Below are 15,914 nucleotides of genomic sequence, written 5' to 3'. Positions count from 1 at the left end.
TATGAGCCTTCTGCCACAACCGCACGAAAACGTCGCGGTCATCCACACTGACGCCCAGGCTTTACTCATTGCCGAGGAAGTTGCCGTTCAACTGCGTCGCGACAGCGCTCTGCGTGACCGCGAACGGCGCCTACCGCATGCGGAATTGACCCTCTTTTCCCGCTCCGGGCTCTGGGCCATCAGCGTGCCCAAAGCCTTTGGCGGCGTAGGTGTTTCGAACGTCACCCTGGCCAAGGTCATTGCCCGTATCGCCCAGGCCGACGGATCGCTTGGACAGATTCCTCAAAACCATTTCTATGCCCTTGAGGTGCTGCGCGTAAATGGCAGTCCCGCGCAACAGCGACGCCTGTACGCCGAAGTACTGGCCGGGCAACGCTTTGGGAATGCGCTGGCCGAACTGGGCACCAAGACCGCTCATGATCGGACCACGGCATTGAGCCGCGACGGCGACGCCTTCCTCATCAACGGGCGCAAGTTCTACGCCACCGGTGCGCTCTATGCCCAGCGCATTCCCACCTCGGTAGTGGATGAAAACGGCGTGCAGCATCTGGTCTTCGTCCCTGCCGAAAGTGAGGGACTGCAAGTGATCGACGACTGGAGCGGCTTTGGTCAACGCACGACCGGCAGCGGCTCGGTACTGTTCGAGAATGTCCGGGTCAATGCCGAGGATGTGCTGCCGTTCCAGACGGCCTTCGAACGACCTACGCCTGTCGGCCCACTGGCGCAGATTCTTCATGCTGCCATCGACACCGGCATTGCCCGCGCCGCCTATGAAGATGGGCTGCAGTTTGTGCGCACCCGCAGCCGCCCCTGGATCGACTCAGGCAATGACCAGGCCAGCGAAGACCCTTTGACGTTGAAGTCCTTCGGTCATCTAGCGATCCGCTTGCATGCAGCCGAGGCGTTACTCGAGCGTGCCGGCGAGTTTCTCGACCTGGCCCAGGCCGCCCCGAATGCCAGTACTGTAGCCGCGGCATCCATCGCCGTTGCCGAGGCCCGAGCGATCAGCACCGAAATATCCCTGGCCGCCGGCACGACCCTGTTCGAGTTGGCCGGAAGCCAGGCGACCCTCGCCGAACACGGCCTCGATCGCCACTGGCGCAATGCTCGCGTGCACACCCTGCACGATCCGGTGCGCTGGAAGTACCACGCCATCGGCAACTACTACCTCAACGACGAGAACCCACCGCTGCGGGGGACGATCTGATGGCCAGGAAAAAGATCCTGCTCAATGCCTTCAACATGAACTGCATCGGGCACATCAACCATGGTTTGTGGACTCACCCGCGAGACACCTCCACCCAGTACAAGACCCTCGAGTACTGGACCGAGCTTGCCCAGTTACTTGAGCGCGGACTATTCGACGGGCTGTTCATCGCCGATATCGTCGGCGTCTACGACGTTTACCAAAACAGCGTCGAGGTGCCGCTCAAAGAGTCGATCCAGTTACCGGTCAACGACCCACTGCTGCTGGTTTCGGCGATGGCCGCGGTAACCCGGCACCTGGGCTTCGGCCTGACCGCCAACCTCACTTACGAGCCGCCCTACCTGTTCGCCCGCAAGCTCTCGACCCTCGACCACCTGAGCCGCGGCCGCGTGGGCTGGAACATCGTCACCGGTTATCTGGACAGCGCAGCAAGGGCCATGGGCCTTGAGCAGCAAGCTGAACACGACCGCCGCTACGATCAGGCCGACGAATATATGCAGGTGCTGTACAAGCTGCTGGAAGGGAGTTGGGAAGACGGGGCGGTGATCAACGATCGCCAGCAACGGGTCTACGCCCGCCCGCAAAAGGTCCACAAGGTCAACCACCAGGGCGAGTTCTACCGGGTCGACGGCTACCACCTGTGCGAGCCCTCGCCGCAACGCACCCCGGTACTGTTCCAGGCAGGCAGCTCCGAGCGTGGCCTGGGTTTTGCCGGCAACCATGCCGAGTGCGTGTTCATCAGCGGGCAGACCAAGGAAGGCACGCGTGCCCAGGTCGACAAGGTGCGCGCCAGTGCCGTGGCCGCCGGTCGAGACCCAGGGGCGATCAAGGTGTTCATGGGCCTCACCGTTATTGTTGCCCGCAGCGAAGAACAAGCCTGGGCCAAACATGCCGAGTACCTGCACTACGCCAGCGCCGAAGCTGGGGTCGCACATTTCGCCAGCTCTACCGCAATCGACTTTTCACAATACGAGCTGGACGAACCTATCCAGTACGTGAAAAGCAACGCTATCCAGTCGGCCACCAAAGCCTTGCAGAACAACGATTGGACCCGCCGTAAGCTGCTTGACCAGCATGCCCTGGGCGGACGCTACGTCACCATCGTCGGCTCACCGACCCAAGTTGCCGACGCCCTGGAAAGCTGGATTGCCGATACCGGCCTGGATGGTTTCAACCTGACCCGCACGGTAACCCCGGAAAGCTACATCGACTTCATCGATCTGGTGATACCCGAACTGCAGCGCCGAGGCTCCTACAAGACTGCCTACGAACCCGGCAGCCTGCGCGAAAAACTTTTCGCCAGTGACCACTCCCTGCTGCCCGCCGACCACCCTGGCGCCAGCTATCGCCACACCGCCCAGACAGGAGCGCAACTGCATGCTTAAGACCTTCCTTGCCCGCCCCGTGGCGGCCCTGGCCCTGACCCTCGGTCTATTCGGCAGCAGCCACGCCGCTGAGGCACTGAAAGTGGGCACCACTGCAGCCTTTGCCATCCCGCTGGAAGCCGCCGTCAGCGAAGCGAAAAAACAGGGCCTTAGTGTCGAACTGATCGAGTTCAGCGATTGGATCGCTCCAAATGTAAGCCTGGCCAGCGGTGATATCGACGTGAACTACTTCCAGCACATCCCGTTCCTGGAAAACGCCAAGGCTGCCGCCGGGTTTGATCTGGTGCCTTATGCGCCGGGCATCATCAACAACGTCGGCCTGTATTCGAAAAAGTACAAAAGCTTCGACGAACTGCCACAAGGCGCCAGCGTCGCAATCGCCAACGACCCGATCAACAGCGGTCGCGGCCTGCAATTATTGGCCAAGGCCGGCCTGATCAGCCTCAAGCCGGGGGTTGGCTACAAGGCTGGCGAAGAGGACATCATCGCCAATCCCAAGCAGTTGAAGATTCTCCAGGTCGAGGCGGTGCAGTTGGTACGTGCCTATGACGATGCCGATCTGGTCCAGGGCTATCCGGCCTACATTCGCCTGGCCAACACCTTCGATGCCGCCTCGGCGCTGCTGTTCGATGGCCTCGACCACAAGGAGTATGTGATTCAGTTCGTCATCCGTGCGCAGACCAAGGATGACCCACGCCTGGCCAAGTTCATCGACATCTACCAGCATTCGGCTGCAGTACGTGCCGCCCTGGAGAAGGCCCACGGCAAGCTCTATCAACCCGGTTGGGAGAGCTGACATGAGCGCCGCCACCGCCCTTGAGGTGCCCAAGGAGCACGCATACGCACCACCGCATCAGGCTGAGCAACGGGCGCTGCATCCCGAGTTGAGCAGTACCCATGTGCGCTTTATCGGTTTGAGCAAGACCTATCCGGGGCAAAGCGCACCGGCACTGGAAGCCATCGACCTGAACATTCAGCGCGGTGAGATTTTCGGCATCATCGGGCGTAGCGGCGCTGGCAAGTCGTCGCTGATCCGCACCATCAATCGTCTCGAACAACCCAGCAGCGGCCGCGTGCTGATCGACCAGGTAGATATCGGCGCGTTCGATGAGGACCGCCTGGTACGCCTGCGCCGGCGCATCGGCATGATCTTCCAGCACTTCAACCTGATGTCGGCGAAAACCGTATGGCAGAACGTTGAGCTGCCGCTCAAGGTCGCTGGCGTGCCCAAGGCCCAGCGCCAACGCAAGGTAGCCGAACTGCTGGCGCTGGTGGGGCTCGAACAGAAGCACCATGCCTACCCGGCACAATTGTCGGGCGGGCAGAAGCAGCGCGTCGGTATCGCCCGGGCGCTGGTGCACGACCCGGATATTCTTCTCTGTGATGAAGCGACCTCGGCCCTCGACCCGGAAACCACCGCCTCCATCCTTGAGCTTCTGCGCGACATCAACCAGCGCCTGGGCCTGACCGTGGTGCTGATTACTCACGAGATGGCGGTCATCCGCGATGTCTGCCACCGGGTAGTGGTGCTTGAGCGCGGGCGCATCGTTGAGCAGGGTGCCGTGTGGCAAGTGTTCGGCGACCCACGGCATGAGGTCAGCAAAACCTTGCTGGCACCGTTGCAAGCCGCCTTGCCACCCGAGCTGCAGGCCCGTCTGCAGGTGCAGCCGGGCAGTGCCGAGGCAGCCTTGGTATTGAACCTCAAGGTTGCTGGAACGCAACGCCAGGCACCGGAGTTATCCACATTGTTCACCAGCCTCGGCGGACGGATAAGCCTACTGCAGGGAGGCATCGAGCCGATCCAGGGGCGTGCGCTGGGGCAGTTGGTGCTGTCGGTCGCGAATTCGCCGCACTGCCACGAGCAGATCATTGAGCGCGCCCGCCAATGGGCCACACACGTAGAGGTGCTGGGTTATGTGGACTGATCGCCTGTTCCAGGGCGTACTCGATACCCTGTTGATGGTCGGGGTGTCATCGCTGATTGCCTTGCTCGCCGGGATTCCCTTGGCGGTGATTCTGGTTACCAGCGCCAAGGGCGGGATTTTCCAGGCCCCCACCTTGAACCGGGTACTGGGTGCCTTCGTTAACCTGTTCCGCTCGATACCGTTCCTGATCCTGATGGTCGCGCTGATTCCCTTCACTCGCCTGATCGTCGGCACCACGTATGGCGTGTGGGCGGCAGTAGTGCCGCTGACCATTGCCGCCACGCCGTTCTTTGCCCGAATCGCCGAAGTCAGCTTGCGTGAAGTTGACCACGGTCTGATCGAAGCGGCGCAAGCCATGGGTTGCCGACGCTGGCATATCGTCTGGCACGTATTATTGCCCGAGGCCCTACCGGGTATCGTCGGCGGTTTCACCATCACGTTAGTGACCATGATCAACTCCTCGGCCATGGCAGGGGCCATCGGCGCAGGCGGCTTGGGCGACATTGCCTATCGTTATGGCTACCAGCGTTTCGACAGCCAGATCATGCTCACCGTGATTGTCATGCTGGTGCTGCTGGTGGCATTGATTCAGCTTGGCGGTGATCGTTTGGCCAAAGGCCTGAACAAGCGCTAGGCGGCGCCGATAGCTGCGTGAGCGGCTATTGAAGGCTTGCGTGCAGCGCATATATTCCAAAAAATACTAAGCAAATTACTTTTTGATATAAATTCGTCCGTTTTCATGCTGTTAGCATTTCTGTTCGCAATCGCACACAGAGGCGATTCCCCGCGTTATCCCTGGAGCTTCAATGAATCTGCCGCTGTCTCTCAATCTGCTGGCGTTCCTGGCATTGCTGCTAGGCCTGGCGCAAACCCGTCATGGCAACTGGAGCCTGGCCAAGAAGGTGTTGGTCGGCCTGGTTCTGGGCGTGTTGTTCGGTGCTGCCCTGCATACCATCTATGGCGCAGGCAATCCGGTACTCAAGGCCACCATCAGTTGGCTGGATCTGGTTGGCAACGGCTATGTGCAGTTGCTGCAAATGATCGTCATGCCGCTGATCTTCGCTTCGATCCTCAGCGCTGTGGCGCGGCTGCACAACGCTTCTTCACTGGGCAAAATCAGCTTCCTGACCATCGGCACCCTGCTGTTCACCACGGCCATCGCCGCACTGATCGGTATCGGCCTGACCAACCTGTTCGGCCTGACCGCCGAGGGGTTGGTGGCAGGCACCGCCGAAACCGCACGCATGCAGGCTATTCAGAGCGATTACGTGGGCAAGGTCGCAGACCTGAATATCCCGCAACTGCTGCTGTCGTTCATCCCCAGCAACCCGGTGGGCGACCTGGCGCGCGCCAAGCCGACGTCGATCATCAGCGTAGTGATCTTTGCCGTGTTCCTTGGCATGGCCGCCCTGCAATTGCTCAAGGATGATGCCGAAAAAGGCAATCGCGCCCTGGTCGCTATCGACACCCTGCAAGCCTGGACCATGCGTCTGGTGCGCCTGGTGATGAAGCTCACCCCGTATGGCGTGTTGGCCCTGATGACCAAGGTGGTTGCCAGCTCGAACCTTGACGACATCCTCAAGCTCGGCAGCTTTGTGGTGGTTTCGTACATCGGCCTGGGGCTGATGTTTGTGGTGCATGGCGTGTTGCTGGCGATCAGCGGCGTCAATCCACTGCGCTTCTTCCGCAAAGTCTGGCCGGTGCTGACCTTCGCCTTCACCAGCCGCTCCAGTGCTGCCAGCATCCCGCTGAGCATCGAAGCGCAAACCCTGCGCCTGGGCATTCCACAGTCGATCGCAAGCTTTGCCGCTTCGTTCGGCGCGACCATTGGCCAGAACGGCTGTGCCGGTTTGTACCCGGCAATGCTGGCGGTGATGGTAGCTCCGGCTGTCGGTATCAACCCGCTCGACCCACTGTGGATCGCAACGCTGGTGGCAATCGTCACCCTGAGTTCGGCCGGTGTTGCCGGCGTCGGTGGCGGTGCGACCTTTGCCGCGCTGATCGTGCTGCCGGCCATGGGCTTGCCGGTAGAGCTGGTGGCGTTGCTAATCTCGGTCGAGCCGCTGATCGACATGGGTCGTACAGCATTGAACGTGAACGGTTCGATGACCGCAGGGGCGATTACCAGCCAGATGCTCAAGCAAACAGATCGTCAGGTGCTGGGCACCGACGAACATGCCGAACTGAGCCACAGCTAACGCCAGAGCGGCTTGGCCCGCGATAGGCCGGCAGGTTATTTGCCGCCTTGTCGCGGGGCAAGCCCACTCCTACCGAGTGAATCAGGCCTTTTCCCAGACCTCGAAGTGGTAGGCCGGCTTGTCACCTTCCGCCGGATTTGCCTGCGTCGACGCGAGCGTCCATTGCGCCGCATCGAACGCTGGAAACCACGCATCCCCTTCCGGGTTCAATTCGACCCGCGTCAAATACAACCGATCAGCCAGGCCTCGCTCGATGGCCTGGGTGTAGAGTTGCGCGCCGCCAATCAGCATCAGCTCATCCACGCCCTGCTCCAGCGCCCATTGCTCGGCCCGCAACATGGCCGCGTCGAGTGAGTCGAACACCTGCGCGCCTTCGAGCTGCAGCCCTGGCTGGCGGCTGACCACCAGGTTCAAACGCCCAGGCAACGGCCGGCCGAGCGAATCCCAGGTTTTACGCCCCATGATGATTGGCTTGCCCAGGGTGGTAGCCTTGAAGTACTTGAAATCCCCCGGCAGGTGCCAGGGCATGCTGTTGTCGATGCCGATCACACGATTCTCGGCGAGCGCCGCGATCAGGCTGAGGGGAAGTGATGTTTTCATGTCCGCGAGGATAGCAAAGCCCGTTCTTCGGCGCCTGGGTTATGCTTTGGGCTGACTTGATCAATGGAAGACCGCGTGACTGCACTGACTGACCTGGACAAACGCTGGCTCACTGAAGCAGTACGCCTGCGTGAGGAACATGCAGGCCTTCTGGACGACCAGGAAGCCAACCGCCACGCCCGCCAGGCGGGCGGTGACCTGCCGACACGCATTGAGCATCGTGCCTTGTGGCTGGCCGAGCGCGATGGCATGCGCAGCGCCCTGCAACGCTGGAAGCAAGGTGCCCGCTTGGCACTGGCGTTGTTGCTGGTGCTGGCGATACTCAGCGGCGCCGGCCTGGCCCTGGCCGCCCTGGGCGACAGCCAGCGCCCGGTGAATGTGTTCTGGGCGCTGGGTAGCCTGCTGGGCTTGAACCTGCTGTTGCTGGGCGGATGGGCGCTCGGCTTCTTCTTCGCCGGGGAGCAAGGGGCAACCCTGGGCAGGCTGTGGTTGTGGCTCAGTGAAAAATTTGCCCGTGATGCCCAGGCCGTGCATTTGGCTCCCGCCCTGCTGGTGTTGCTGCAGCGGCAAAGACTCAATCGCTGGCTACTGGGCCTGCTGGTCCATGGCCTGTGGCTGGTGGCCCTTGGCACAGCCCTGGTGATGCTGCTGATTCTGCTCGCCACTCGGCGCTACGGCTTCGTTTGGGAAACGACCATTCTCGGTGCCGATACCTTCGTAGCCCTGACCCAAGCCCTCGGCGCCTTGCCTGCCCTGCTCGGTTTTAACGTACCGGACATTGCCATGATCCGCGCCAGTGGCGACAGTCAACCCGCCCTTGAACTGGCCCGCCAGGCTTGGGCCAGCTGGTTGCTCGGCGTGTTGCTGGTGTTCGGTATTGCTCCACGGCTGCTGCTGGCCTCGCTGTGCCTGTGGCGCTGGCGCAGTGGCCGCAAGCGTTTGAGCCTGGACATCAACCTTCCAGGCTATAGCCAATTGCGTGAAGCGCTGATGCCCAGCAGCGAGCGCCTTGGCGTTAACGACGCAGCCCCGGATGCCCTGCCGCAGATTGTCCGTGGTGTGGGTGACGAGCACTCCGACGGTGCCTTGCTGGTTGGCCTGGAACTGGACGACCAGCGGCCGTGGCCACCCGCCCTGCCCGCCACCGTCAACAATGCCGGAATACTCGACAGCCGTGAGTCGCGCAATAAGTTGCTTGAGCAACTCAGCCGCTTTCCCCCGGCACGCCTGGTCATTGCTTGTGACCCGCGGCGCTCGCCGGATCGTGGCAGCCTGGCGTTGCTCGCCGAACTCGCCCGCAATGCCGGTGCTACACGCATATGGCTGCTGCAAGCGCTGCCTGGGCAGGCGTTGGATGCCGATCGCCTCGGCGACTGGCATCAGGCGCTGGACCAACTGGGGCTTGCGCATTCCGACAGCGCCCCGCTGAACTGGCTGGAGCATGGCCATGACTAAGCCGCTAAAACTGGCCGTGGTTGGCCACACCAACGTCGGCAAGACGTCGTTGTTGCGTACCCTCACCCGCGATGTCGGCTTTGGCGAGGTATCCCATCGGCCCAGCACTACTCGCCATGTGGAGGGTGCGCGACTGTCGGTGGATGGCGAACCGTTGCTGGAGCTTTACGACACCCCGGGGCTGGAAGACGCTATCGCCCTGCTCGACTACCTTGAGCGTCTGGAGCGTCCCGGCGAGCGCCTGGACGGCCCGGCGCGGCTGGAGCGCTTTCTTCAGGGCAGTGAAGCGCGCCAACGCTTTGAACAAGAGGCCAAGGTGGTGCGCCAACTGCTCGCCAGTGATGCCGGCCTATATGTAATCGATGCGCGTGAACCGGTGTTGGCCAAGTACCGTGACGAGCTGGAAGTGCTTGCCAGCTGCGGCAAACCGCTACTGCCGGTGCTCAACTTTGTTGCCAGCAGCGACCATCGCGAACCCGCCTGGCGTGAAGCGCTGGCCCGGCTTGGTTTGCATGCACTGGTGCGTTTCGACAGCGTCGCGCCACCGGAAGATGGCGAGCGGCGGCTTTATGAAAGCCTGGCACTGATGCTGGAAAAATCTCGGCCCGCGCTACAACGCCTGATCGACGATCAGGACGCCCAGCGCCTGGCCCGTCAGCACAGCGCTAAACGCCTGATTGCCGAACTGTTGATAGATTGTGCCGCGTGCCGCCGAAGCGTGGTGGCCGAACCTGGAGCGCAAGCCGTGGCGATCGAGGCGTTGCGCAAGGATGTTCGCCAACGTGAACAACGTTGCGTCGAAGCCCTGCTCAAGCTGTATGCCTTTCGCAAGGACGATGCCAGCGCCAGCGATTTGCCGCTGCTCGACGGACGCTGGGGCGATGACCTGTTCAACCCCGAGACCCTCAAGCTTCTGGGCGTGCGCCTGGGCAGTGGCGTGGCCGCGGGTGCCGCCGCCGGTGCTGGGGTCGATCTGCTGGTAGGCGGTTTGACCCTGGGCGCCGCAGCGCTGGCCGGAGCCATTGCCGGCGGCGCTTTGCAGACTGCGCGTAGCTACGGCTCACGCTTGCTGGGCAAGCTCAAGGGGCAGCGCGAGCTGACGGTGGATGACAGTGTGCTGCGCTTGTTGGCTTTGCGTCAGCACCAACTGATCCAGGCCCTGGACAGTCGCGGTCATGCCGCGATGGAAAGGATCAAGTTGAGCACACCGCAAGAGCAGAGCTGGCGTGAGGGCAAGTTGCCAGAGGCCTTGAGCAAAGCGCGAGCGCATCCACAATGGTCGTCATTGAATCCAGGGGCGCGGATCAATCAACCCGAGCGCCAGGAGCAGATCGACAGCTTGGTGCAGGAGCTTTAGAACCCTACCGCGGAGCAAGCCCGCTGCCACTGGGATAGTGGTCATCAGGCTTTCCCCGCGATGTATCAATGCAACAGCGCCAATGCCTTGGACTTGAGCATATTCAAGTCAATCACCGGCACATGCATCTCCTTGGCCAATTCATCCCACTCGCGCATGCGCAGGCTGACCTTGCACAACGGGTCACGCTCGAATGCATCCGCCTCGGCCTCGCTCATTACCCCACCCTGATACTCCAGGGTACGACGGCTGGCCTCACTCAATCGCTGGTAGTAGCCCGGCTTGCGCAATGTAAGGTAGCGCTTGGCTTCAACGTGGTATTGCACCAGCTTCGCCAGGCGCTCGCTGAACCCGCAATTGCGCAGGTAATTGGCGCCCACCTGTTCATGGCTTACCACGCCATAGCCGCCCATATTGCCCTCGGCACCACCGCAGATATGACCGATGTCGTGGAAGAACGCAGCCAGCACGACTTCATCATCAAAGCCTTCGTCCAGCGCCAATTGAGCGGCCTGGGACATGTGCTCCAACTGCGACACCGGTTCGCCGATGTAGTCCTCATCGCCATGCTGCTGATACAGGGCAAAAATCTGGCTGACAACCTGTTCGGCTGTTCTCATCGTCATCCCCTCACACGGTTTCGTTGAACAACCGAGCGATATGTCGCTCGGCCAAGGCCGGCCCGACGCTCATGCCAACGCCGCTGTGCATCAGCGCAGCACTGACACCTGGCGCCACCTGCAGCAACGAAAATGGCCCCGGCCCGCCTGAACCATAGACGCCCTGCCAGCGTTCGACCACTTCGACACGACCACCGAGGGTGTGCTCTGCCAGTTCGATCATCCAGTTATCGACTTGCTCGGCATTGAACGGCGAGGCATCGCTGCCGTAGGCATGCGAGTCACCAATGATCAGTTCACCATGGGGCGTGGGGCTGATCAGCAAGTGTATGCCGTGTTCCATCAGGTGCGGGCTATCGGCCTGCAATTGCGCCTTCAGCGCCTGGGCCTGAGGCAGATCGGCAAAGGCGCCGTAGTGCACACAGCTCAGACCGGTGAGCAAGGCATGCTGCAGGTCGAGATTGAATCGTGGGCGGGCTCGCAACATCTGCAACCGACAGACCTGCGGTTGCAGATTGGCGATGGGTTCAGCCAGCAAGGTCTGGTAGTCGTGCCCAGAACATACAACGATTTGAGCAGCGCTGAATTCCCCGGCAGTGGTCGACATCTTTCCAGGCTGGATATCGCGCACCAGGGTGGAGAAGTGGAAGGTCACGCCCAACTCGTGCGCCAGGAAACGGATCAGCGCGGGAATCGCTTCGCGGGAGTACAACTGCTGGTCTTGCAGCCCGCGCAAGGCTGCGCGGTGATGACGAAAGCGACCGCCGTAGAGGTCGTTGAGGGCGGCGCCCGACAACAACTCGACCTGGTAACCCTGATCCACCGCGCGCTCGGCGCAGAAGGCTTCAAGCAATTCTTGTTCAAGCGCAGTGCGCGCAAACAGCAGCGAACCGTTGCTCCTTACTCCAAAACCGGCGTGACGCGACCAGTGCTTCCAGATACCGCGGCTGGCTTTGGCCAGCTCGAGCATTTCACCTGGTGGCTGGCCCGTCACCAGCGCCTGCCCAAAGTTGCGCACCGAGGCACCCAAGGGTGTGGCGGTGCGCTCGAAAACCGTGACCTTGAGACCGCGGCGGGCGGCAGCATAGGCGTGGGACAGGCCGAGTATGCCGGCGCCGACAATCAGTAGATCGGTCATTGCAATCTCCTTGAGGATCGCAGGCCAGGCCCGCCGCACCAGGTCTGGATTCACCTGTAAAAACGGGCCTGGCACACGATGAGGTATTACTGCTGCGCAACCTTCTCCGACTTGCCGTCATAGCGCTTGCGCCATTCCGCCAGGATCGCGTCACGGTTCTTCGAAGCCCAGGCAAAGTCGTTCTTGATCAGGCGCTGTTCGTAGTCAGCTGGCAGTTCGGTCTGTGGCTTGGCGATTCCCGGCTGGGCGAGTACGGCAAAGTTTTCCTTGTACAGTTCCATGGCCGCGGGGCTTGCCGAGAAGTCAGCCAGGCGCTTGGCGGCGTCTTCGTGCTTGCTGCCCTTGAGCACTGCAGTCGCTTCGATTTCCCAGCCCAGGCCTTCCTTCGGCAGCACGATGTCCAGCGGTGCGCCCTGGCGCTTGAGCTGTACAGCCGGGTACTCGAACGAAATACCGATCGGGAATTCACCCGCCGCAGCCAGCTTGCATGGCTTGGATCCAGAGTGAACATACTGGCCGATGTTCTGGTGAAGGCCGTCCATGTAGGCCCAGCCTTGCGCTTCACCAAAGGTCTGCAACCAGGCGCTGACATCCAGGAAGCCAGTGCCGGAAGACGCTGGGTTAGGCATCACAATCTTGCCCTTGTACTCGGGCTTGGTCAGGTCCTGCCAGCTCACCGGTTTGGTCAGGCCCTGCTTTTCGGCTTCGATGGTGTTGAAGCAGATAGTCGCTGCCCAGACATCCATGCCAACCCAGGCCGGTGGGTTGGCAGCGTCGCGGTAGTTGCCACCGATCTTGTCCAGATCCTTGGGGGCATAGCTTTGCAGCATGCCTTGTTGATCGAGGATCGCAAGGCTGGAAGCGGCCAATCCCCACACTGCATCAGCCTGTGGACGGTCTTTTTCAGCCAACAGCTTGGCGGTGATGATGCCGGTTGAATCACGTACCCACTTGATCTCGATATCCGGGTTGGCTTTTTCGAAGGCCTGCTTGTAGCTCTTCAGTTGTTCAGCTTCGAGTGCGGTGTAGACCGTCAGCTGAGTCTCGGCAGCAGTCGCCTGCAGGCTGAACGCAGTGAGGACGGCAGCGGCAAGAGCAAGTGGCTTGAACATGATGCGGTTCCTTTGAACGGTACGAGGGTTGGGTAGGGCAATCAATTACCCGGGGCACGCTGGCGCCAGGCTTGTGAACGTTGCAGCAGGCCCCGCGAAGCCCAGGCCAGCAGCAGTGATACGGTGGCGCTGGTGAGCAGGATCAGGGTCGACATAGCGGCAGCGCCGCCAACATTGCCGGCATCGTCCATGTTCAACACGGCGACGGCGGCGAGAATGGTGTCCGGGCTGTAGAGGAAGATCGCCGCCGACACGGTGGTCATCCCCGAGACGAACAGGTAGCGGACGATGTCCAGCAGAGCCGGCAGACAGATCGGTACCGTCACCCGCAGAAAGTGCCGGTACAGCGGCGCCTTGAGTGATAGCGCAGCAGCTTCGAACTCGCCATCGAGCTGGCGCAACGCAGTGGTCGCGGTCATCTGTGCAGTGGTCAAATAGTGAGCAATGGTGCACACCACCAGCAGCGCCATGCTGCCGTAGAACACATGCAGGGGGTTGCTGGCCAGGTTGAAGAAGAACACATAGCCCAGGCCGAGAACCAAACCCGGCACCGCCATCGGAATAAAACTGAGCAAGCGCAGCACCAGGTTCAGCGCTCGCTGGCCTTTGGTTTTCTCCATCAGGTAGGCGCCCGTGAAAATCACGGCACTGCCGATTAATGCTGTGGCCAGTGCCATGGTCAGGCTGTTGCGGTAAGCCAGCCACCCTCCCCCTGCAGTTTCATCGAACTGATAGTGCTTGAGCGACAAAGTCATGTTGTACGGCCAGAAGGTGACCAGCGACGAGTACACCGCCATGCCCACCACCAGCAAAAGTACGGCGCAGACCACTACCACCACAGCCAGGAACCAGGCGTCACGACGACGCGATGGTTGTGGCACAAACACCTGGGCGCGGCCACTCATCGAATCGCCCTGGCGCCGACGCAGCCAGGCATCGACGCCAAAGCTGAGCAGGGCCGGTACCAGCAGCACCATGCCGATCAACGCTCCGCGACCGAATTGCTGCTGGCCGACCACGGCTTTGTAGGCTTCCAGGGCCAGCACCTGATAGTCACCGCCGACGACGACCGGCACGCCAAAGTCGGTGATGGTCAGGGTGAACACCAGGCAGAAAGCAGCGAACACAGCCTGGCGCGTGGCAGGCCAGGTAATGCTGTGGAAGGCGCGCCAAGGCCCTGCCCCCATGCTTGAAGCGGCATCGAACAAACGAGCATCTGCCAGCGACAACGCCGACAGCAAAATCATCAAGGCATGCGGAAAGGTGTAGATGGCTTCACCCAGGACGATGCCCCAGAAACCATAGATGTTGTCGCTGAGCAGCCCGCGCAACAGGCCCTGGTTGCCGAACAGGTACACAAGGGCAATGGCCGGCAGCATGGAGGGCGCGAGTAAAGGTAGCAAGGAGATGCCGCGCCAGATGCGCTTGCCAGGAATCAGCGTGCGCTGCAGGGCATAGGCAAACAGATAAGCCAAGGGTACGACGATGGCCGCGACGCTCACCGATACTTTCAGGCTATTGCCCAACAGCCAGTGAAAGTTGGCACTGGCAAACAGCTCGCGTGCAGCGACCAACCCGCCACCCTGCCCAGCATCGCCGCTGAAGCCGCGCCAGAAGATCGCCAGCAGCGGCATCAACACTGCAATGCTCAGTAGAAGCAGCAACAGCCATTTGCCGCCCACTACAAACAGTCGATCACCCAGTGATGCGCCGGAGCGCTGTGCTGCCTTCGCCTGCGCGATCGGCATGGCCATTGGCGCGGCCATCTCAGGCAAACACCTGCAGGCTGCGCGGCGGCAACGCTACCCAGATATCCTGCGAGCCAAGACGCGGCATCGACTCAGGCGCGACTTCAGCGAGCAAGGCATGACCGGGCAACGCGTTGAGCTCGAAACTCATCCGGCAGCGATTACCCAGAAAAGTGATTTCACGTACCCGCGCCGGAAACAGGTTTTCTTCATGCACCGGCGGGTTGACGCTGATGGCTTCCGGACGGCAGAACAAGCGTCCGCTGTGCGCCTGGCTGGCACCCTCGGCCAGACGCATGTTCAGGGCACCGACCTGAGCGTGACTGGCGCTTTGACGCTGGAACGGCAACCAGTTGCCCTGCCCCACGAACTCAGCCACGAACGGGGTAGCCGGCTTGTCGTAGATTTCCTGAGGCGTCGCATACTGCTCGACCTGCCCGTTGTTCATCACGGCGATACGGTCGGCCATGAGCATGGCCTCGTCCTGATTGTGGGTCACCATCAGGGTGGTGATGCCCAGCTGGCGTTGCAGTTGGCGCAGCTCGGTACACAGATGCTCGCGCACCCGCGCATCGAGGGCCGACATGGGTTCATCGAGCAGCAGCAACGATGGTGCCGGGGCCAAGGCGCGAGCCAGGGCCACCCGCTGCTGTTGACCGCCGGAAAGCTGACCCGGGTATTTCTTTTCACTGCCGGCCAAGCCCACCAGCTCAAGCATCTGGCTTACGCGCTGACGCACTTCCTCGCGCCCACTGCCTGCCAGGCCGTAGGCGATGTTGGCTTCGACGGTAAGATTCGGGAACAAGGCATAGGACTGAAACAGAATGCCGTAGTCGCGAGCCTGTGGCGGTAACTCGGAGATATCACGATCGCCGATGTACAACGTGCCGCGGTCCTGGCGCTCCAGGCCGGCGATGCACCGCAATAACGTGGTCTTGCCGCAACCGGAAGGGCCCAACAGACACACCAACTCCCCGGCGGCGATGTCGAGCGAGACATCCTGCAGGGCGGTGAAGGCACCGAAGCGCTTATGGATGCCGCGCACTTTCATTTGTGCGCCGGGGGTTGCGACTGGAGTGTTCATGGCAAGACCTCATTGAACGAATGAGGGCCATGCTAGGGGTGGAATGCGAAGGTTCTATGGCGGGTAAGCAAAAGATGGTGATAGT

At 61.5% G+C, this 15,914-nt stretch carries 14 protein-coding genes; 8 read left to right on the top strand and 6 right to left on the bottom strand.

From position 1 onward, the window contains the following. Position 1 precedes the first annotated feature (1 nt). The 6 genes from H8F21_RS07240 to H8F21_RS07215 all read left to right on the top strand — a co-directional run bounded on the left by H8F21_RS07240 (position 2) and on the right by H8F21_RS07215 (position 6,715). Positions 2 to 1,207, top strand: coding sequence for an SfnB family sulfur acquisition oxidoreductase (locus tag H8F21_RS07240; RefSeq protein ID WP_203584177.1), 1,206 nt, complete (start codon positions 2 to 4; stop codon positions 1,205 to 1,207). Further along, the gene (locus H8F21_RS07235; RefSeq protein ID WP_203584176.1) at positions 1,207 to 2,592 is read left to right on the top strand and encodes an LLM class flavin-dependent oxidoreductase; all 1,386 of its coding nucleotides are present in this window, start codon (positions 1,207 to 1,209) and stop codon (positions 2,590 to 2,592) included. Before H8F21_RS07240 ends, H8F21_RS07235 begins: the two co-directional genes overlap by 1 nt. Continuing rightward, a complete protein-coding gene (locus H8F21_RS07230; RefSeq protein ID WP_203584175.1) occupies positions 2,585 to 3,388 on the top strand; it encodes a MetQ/NlpA family ABC transporter substrate-binding protein in 804 nt (267 codons plus the stop codon). Before H8F21_RS07235 ends, H8F21_RS07230 begins: the two co-directional genes overlap by 8 nt. A gap of 1 nt (position 3,389) precedes the next feature. After that, on the top strand, positions 3,390 to 4,517 hold the full coding sequence (locus H8F21_RS07225) for a methionine ABC transporter ATP-binding protein (protein WP_203480973.1): 1,128 nt from the start codon (positions 3,390 to 3,392) through the stop codon (positions 4,515 to 4,517). Next, positions 4,507 to 5,151, top strand: coding sequence for a methionine ABC transporter permease (locus H8F21_RS07220; protein ID WP_203480975.1), 645 nt, complete (start codon positions 4,507 to 4,509; stop codon positions 5,149 to 5,151). Before H8F21_RS07225 ends, H8F21_RS07220 begins: the two co-directional genes overlap by 11 nt. A 172-nt stretch (positions 5,152 to 5,323) precedes the next feature. Further along, positions 5,324 to 6,715, top strand: a complete 1,392-nt coding sequence (locus tag H8F21_RS07215; protein ID WP_136474014.1) for an L-cystine transporter — start codon at positions 5,324 to 5,326, stop codon at positions 6,713 to 6,715. A gap of 81 nt (positions 6,716 to 6,796) precedes the next feature. Here H8F21_RS07215 and H8F21_RS07210 read toward each other — a convergent pair whose 3' ends face one another. Then, positions 6,797 to 7,315 carry a dihydrofolate reductase gene (locus tag H8F21_RS07210; protein WP_136474013.1) on the bottom strand — a complete coding sequence of 173 codons (519 nt, stop codon included), beginning with the start codon at positions 7,313 to 7,315 and terminating at the stop codon, positions 6,797 to 6,799. Positions 7,316 to 7,390: 75 nt separating this feature from the next. On the opposite strand from H8F21_RS07210, the gene H8F21_RS07205 reads away from it, so the two are divergent. After that, entirely contained in the window at positions 7,391 to 8,770 is a 1,380-nt protein-coding gene (locus H8F21_RS07205; RefSeq protein ID WP_328824439.1) for a DUF2868 domain-containing protein, read from the top strand. Beyond that, the gene (locus tag H8F21_RS07200; RefSeq protein ID WP_203480978.1) at positions 8,763 to 10,127 is read left to right on the top strand and encodes a GTPase/DUF3482 domain-containing protein; all 1,365 of its coding nucleotides are present in this window, start codon (positions 8,763 to 8,765) and stop codon (positions 10,125 to 10,127) included. The genes H8F21_RS07205 and H8F21_RS07200 overlap by 8 nt, the downstream gene beginning before the upstream one ends. 65 nt (positions 10,128 to 10,192) lie before the next feature. On the opposite strand, the gene H8F21_RS07195 is transcribed toward H8F21_RS07200, so the two are convergent. The 5 genes from H8F21_RS07195 to H8F21_RS07175 form a co-directional block, all read right to left on the bottom strand. Then, a complete protein-coding gene (locus H8F21_RS07195) occupies positions 10,193 to 10,747 on the bottom strand; it encodes a phosphonate degradation HD-domain oxygenase (RefSeq protein ID WP_203480979.1) in 555 nt (184 codons plus the stop codon). A 10-nt stretch (positions 10,748 to 10,757) separates the two neighbouring features. Continuing rightward, positions 10,758 to 11,891 carry a TIGR03364 family FAD-dependent oxidoreductase gene (locus tag H8F21_RS07190; RefSeq protein ID WP_328824446.1) on the bottom strand — a complete coding sequence of 378 codons (1,134 nt, stop codon included), beginning with the start codon at positions 11,889 to 11,891 and terminating at the stop codon, positions 10,758 to 10,760. 80 nt (positions 11,892 to 11,971) lie between these two features. Further along, positions 11,972 to 12,997 carry a putative 2-aminoethylphosphonate ABC transporter substrate-binding protein gene (locus H8F21_RS07185; protein ID WP_136474008.1) on the bottom strand — a complete coding sequence of 342 codons (1,026 nt, stop codon included), beginning with the start codon at positions 12,995 to 12,997 and terminating at the stop codon, positions 11,972 to 11,974. 41 nt (positions 12,998 to 13,038) lie between these two features. Further along, on the bottom strand, positions 13,039 to 14,763 hold the full coding sequence (locus H8F21_RS07180; RefSeq protein ID WP_203584173.1) for a putative 2-aminoethylphosphonate ABC transporter permease subunit: 1,725 nt from the start codon (positions 14,761 to 14,763) through the stop codon (positions 13,039 to 13,041). 1 nt (position 14,764) lies between these two features. Next, positions 14,765 to 15,829: a putative 2-aminoethylphosphonate ABC transporter ATP-binding protein gene (locus tag H8F21_RS07175; protein WP_203480983.1), complete on the bottom strand. Its 1,065-nt coding sequence runs from the start codon at positions 15,827 to 15,829 to the stop codon at positions 14,765 to 14,767. Positions 15,830 to 15,914: the final 85 nt, after the last annotated feature.

This window comes from Pseudomonas arcuscaelestis, from assembly GCF_016881005.1.
GTDB lineage: Bacteria > Pseudomonadota > Gammaproteobacteria > Pseudomonadales > Pseudomonadaceae > Aquipseudomonas > Aquipseudomonas arcuscaelestis.
This window is presented reverse-complemented; position numbering and strand designations above follow the sequence as displayed.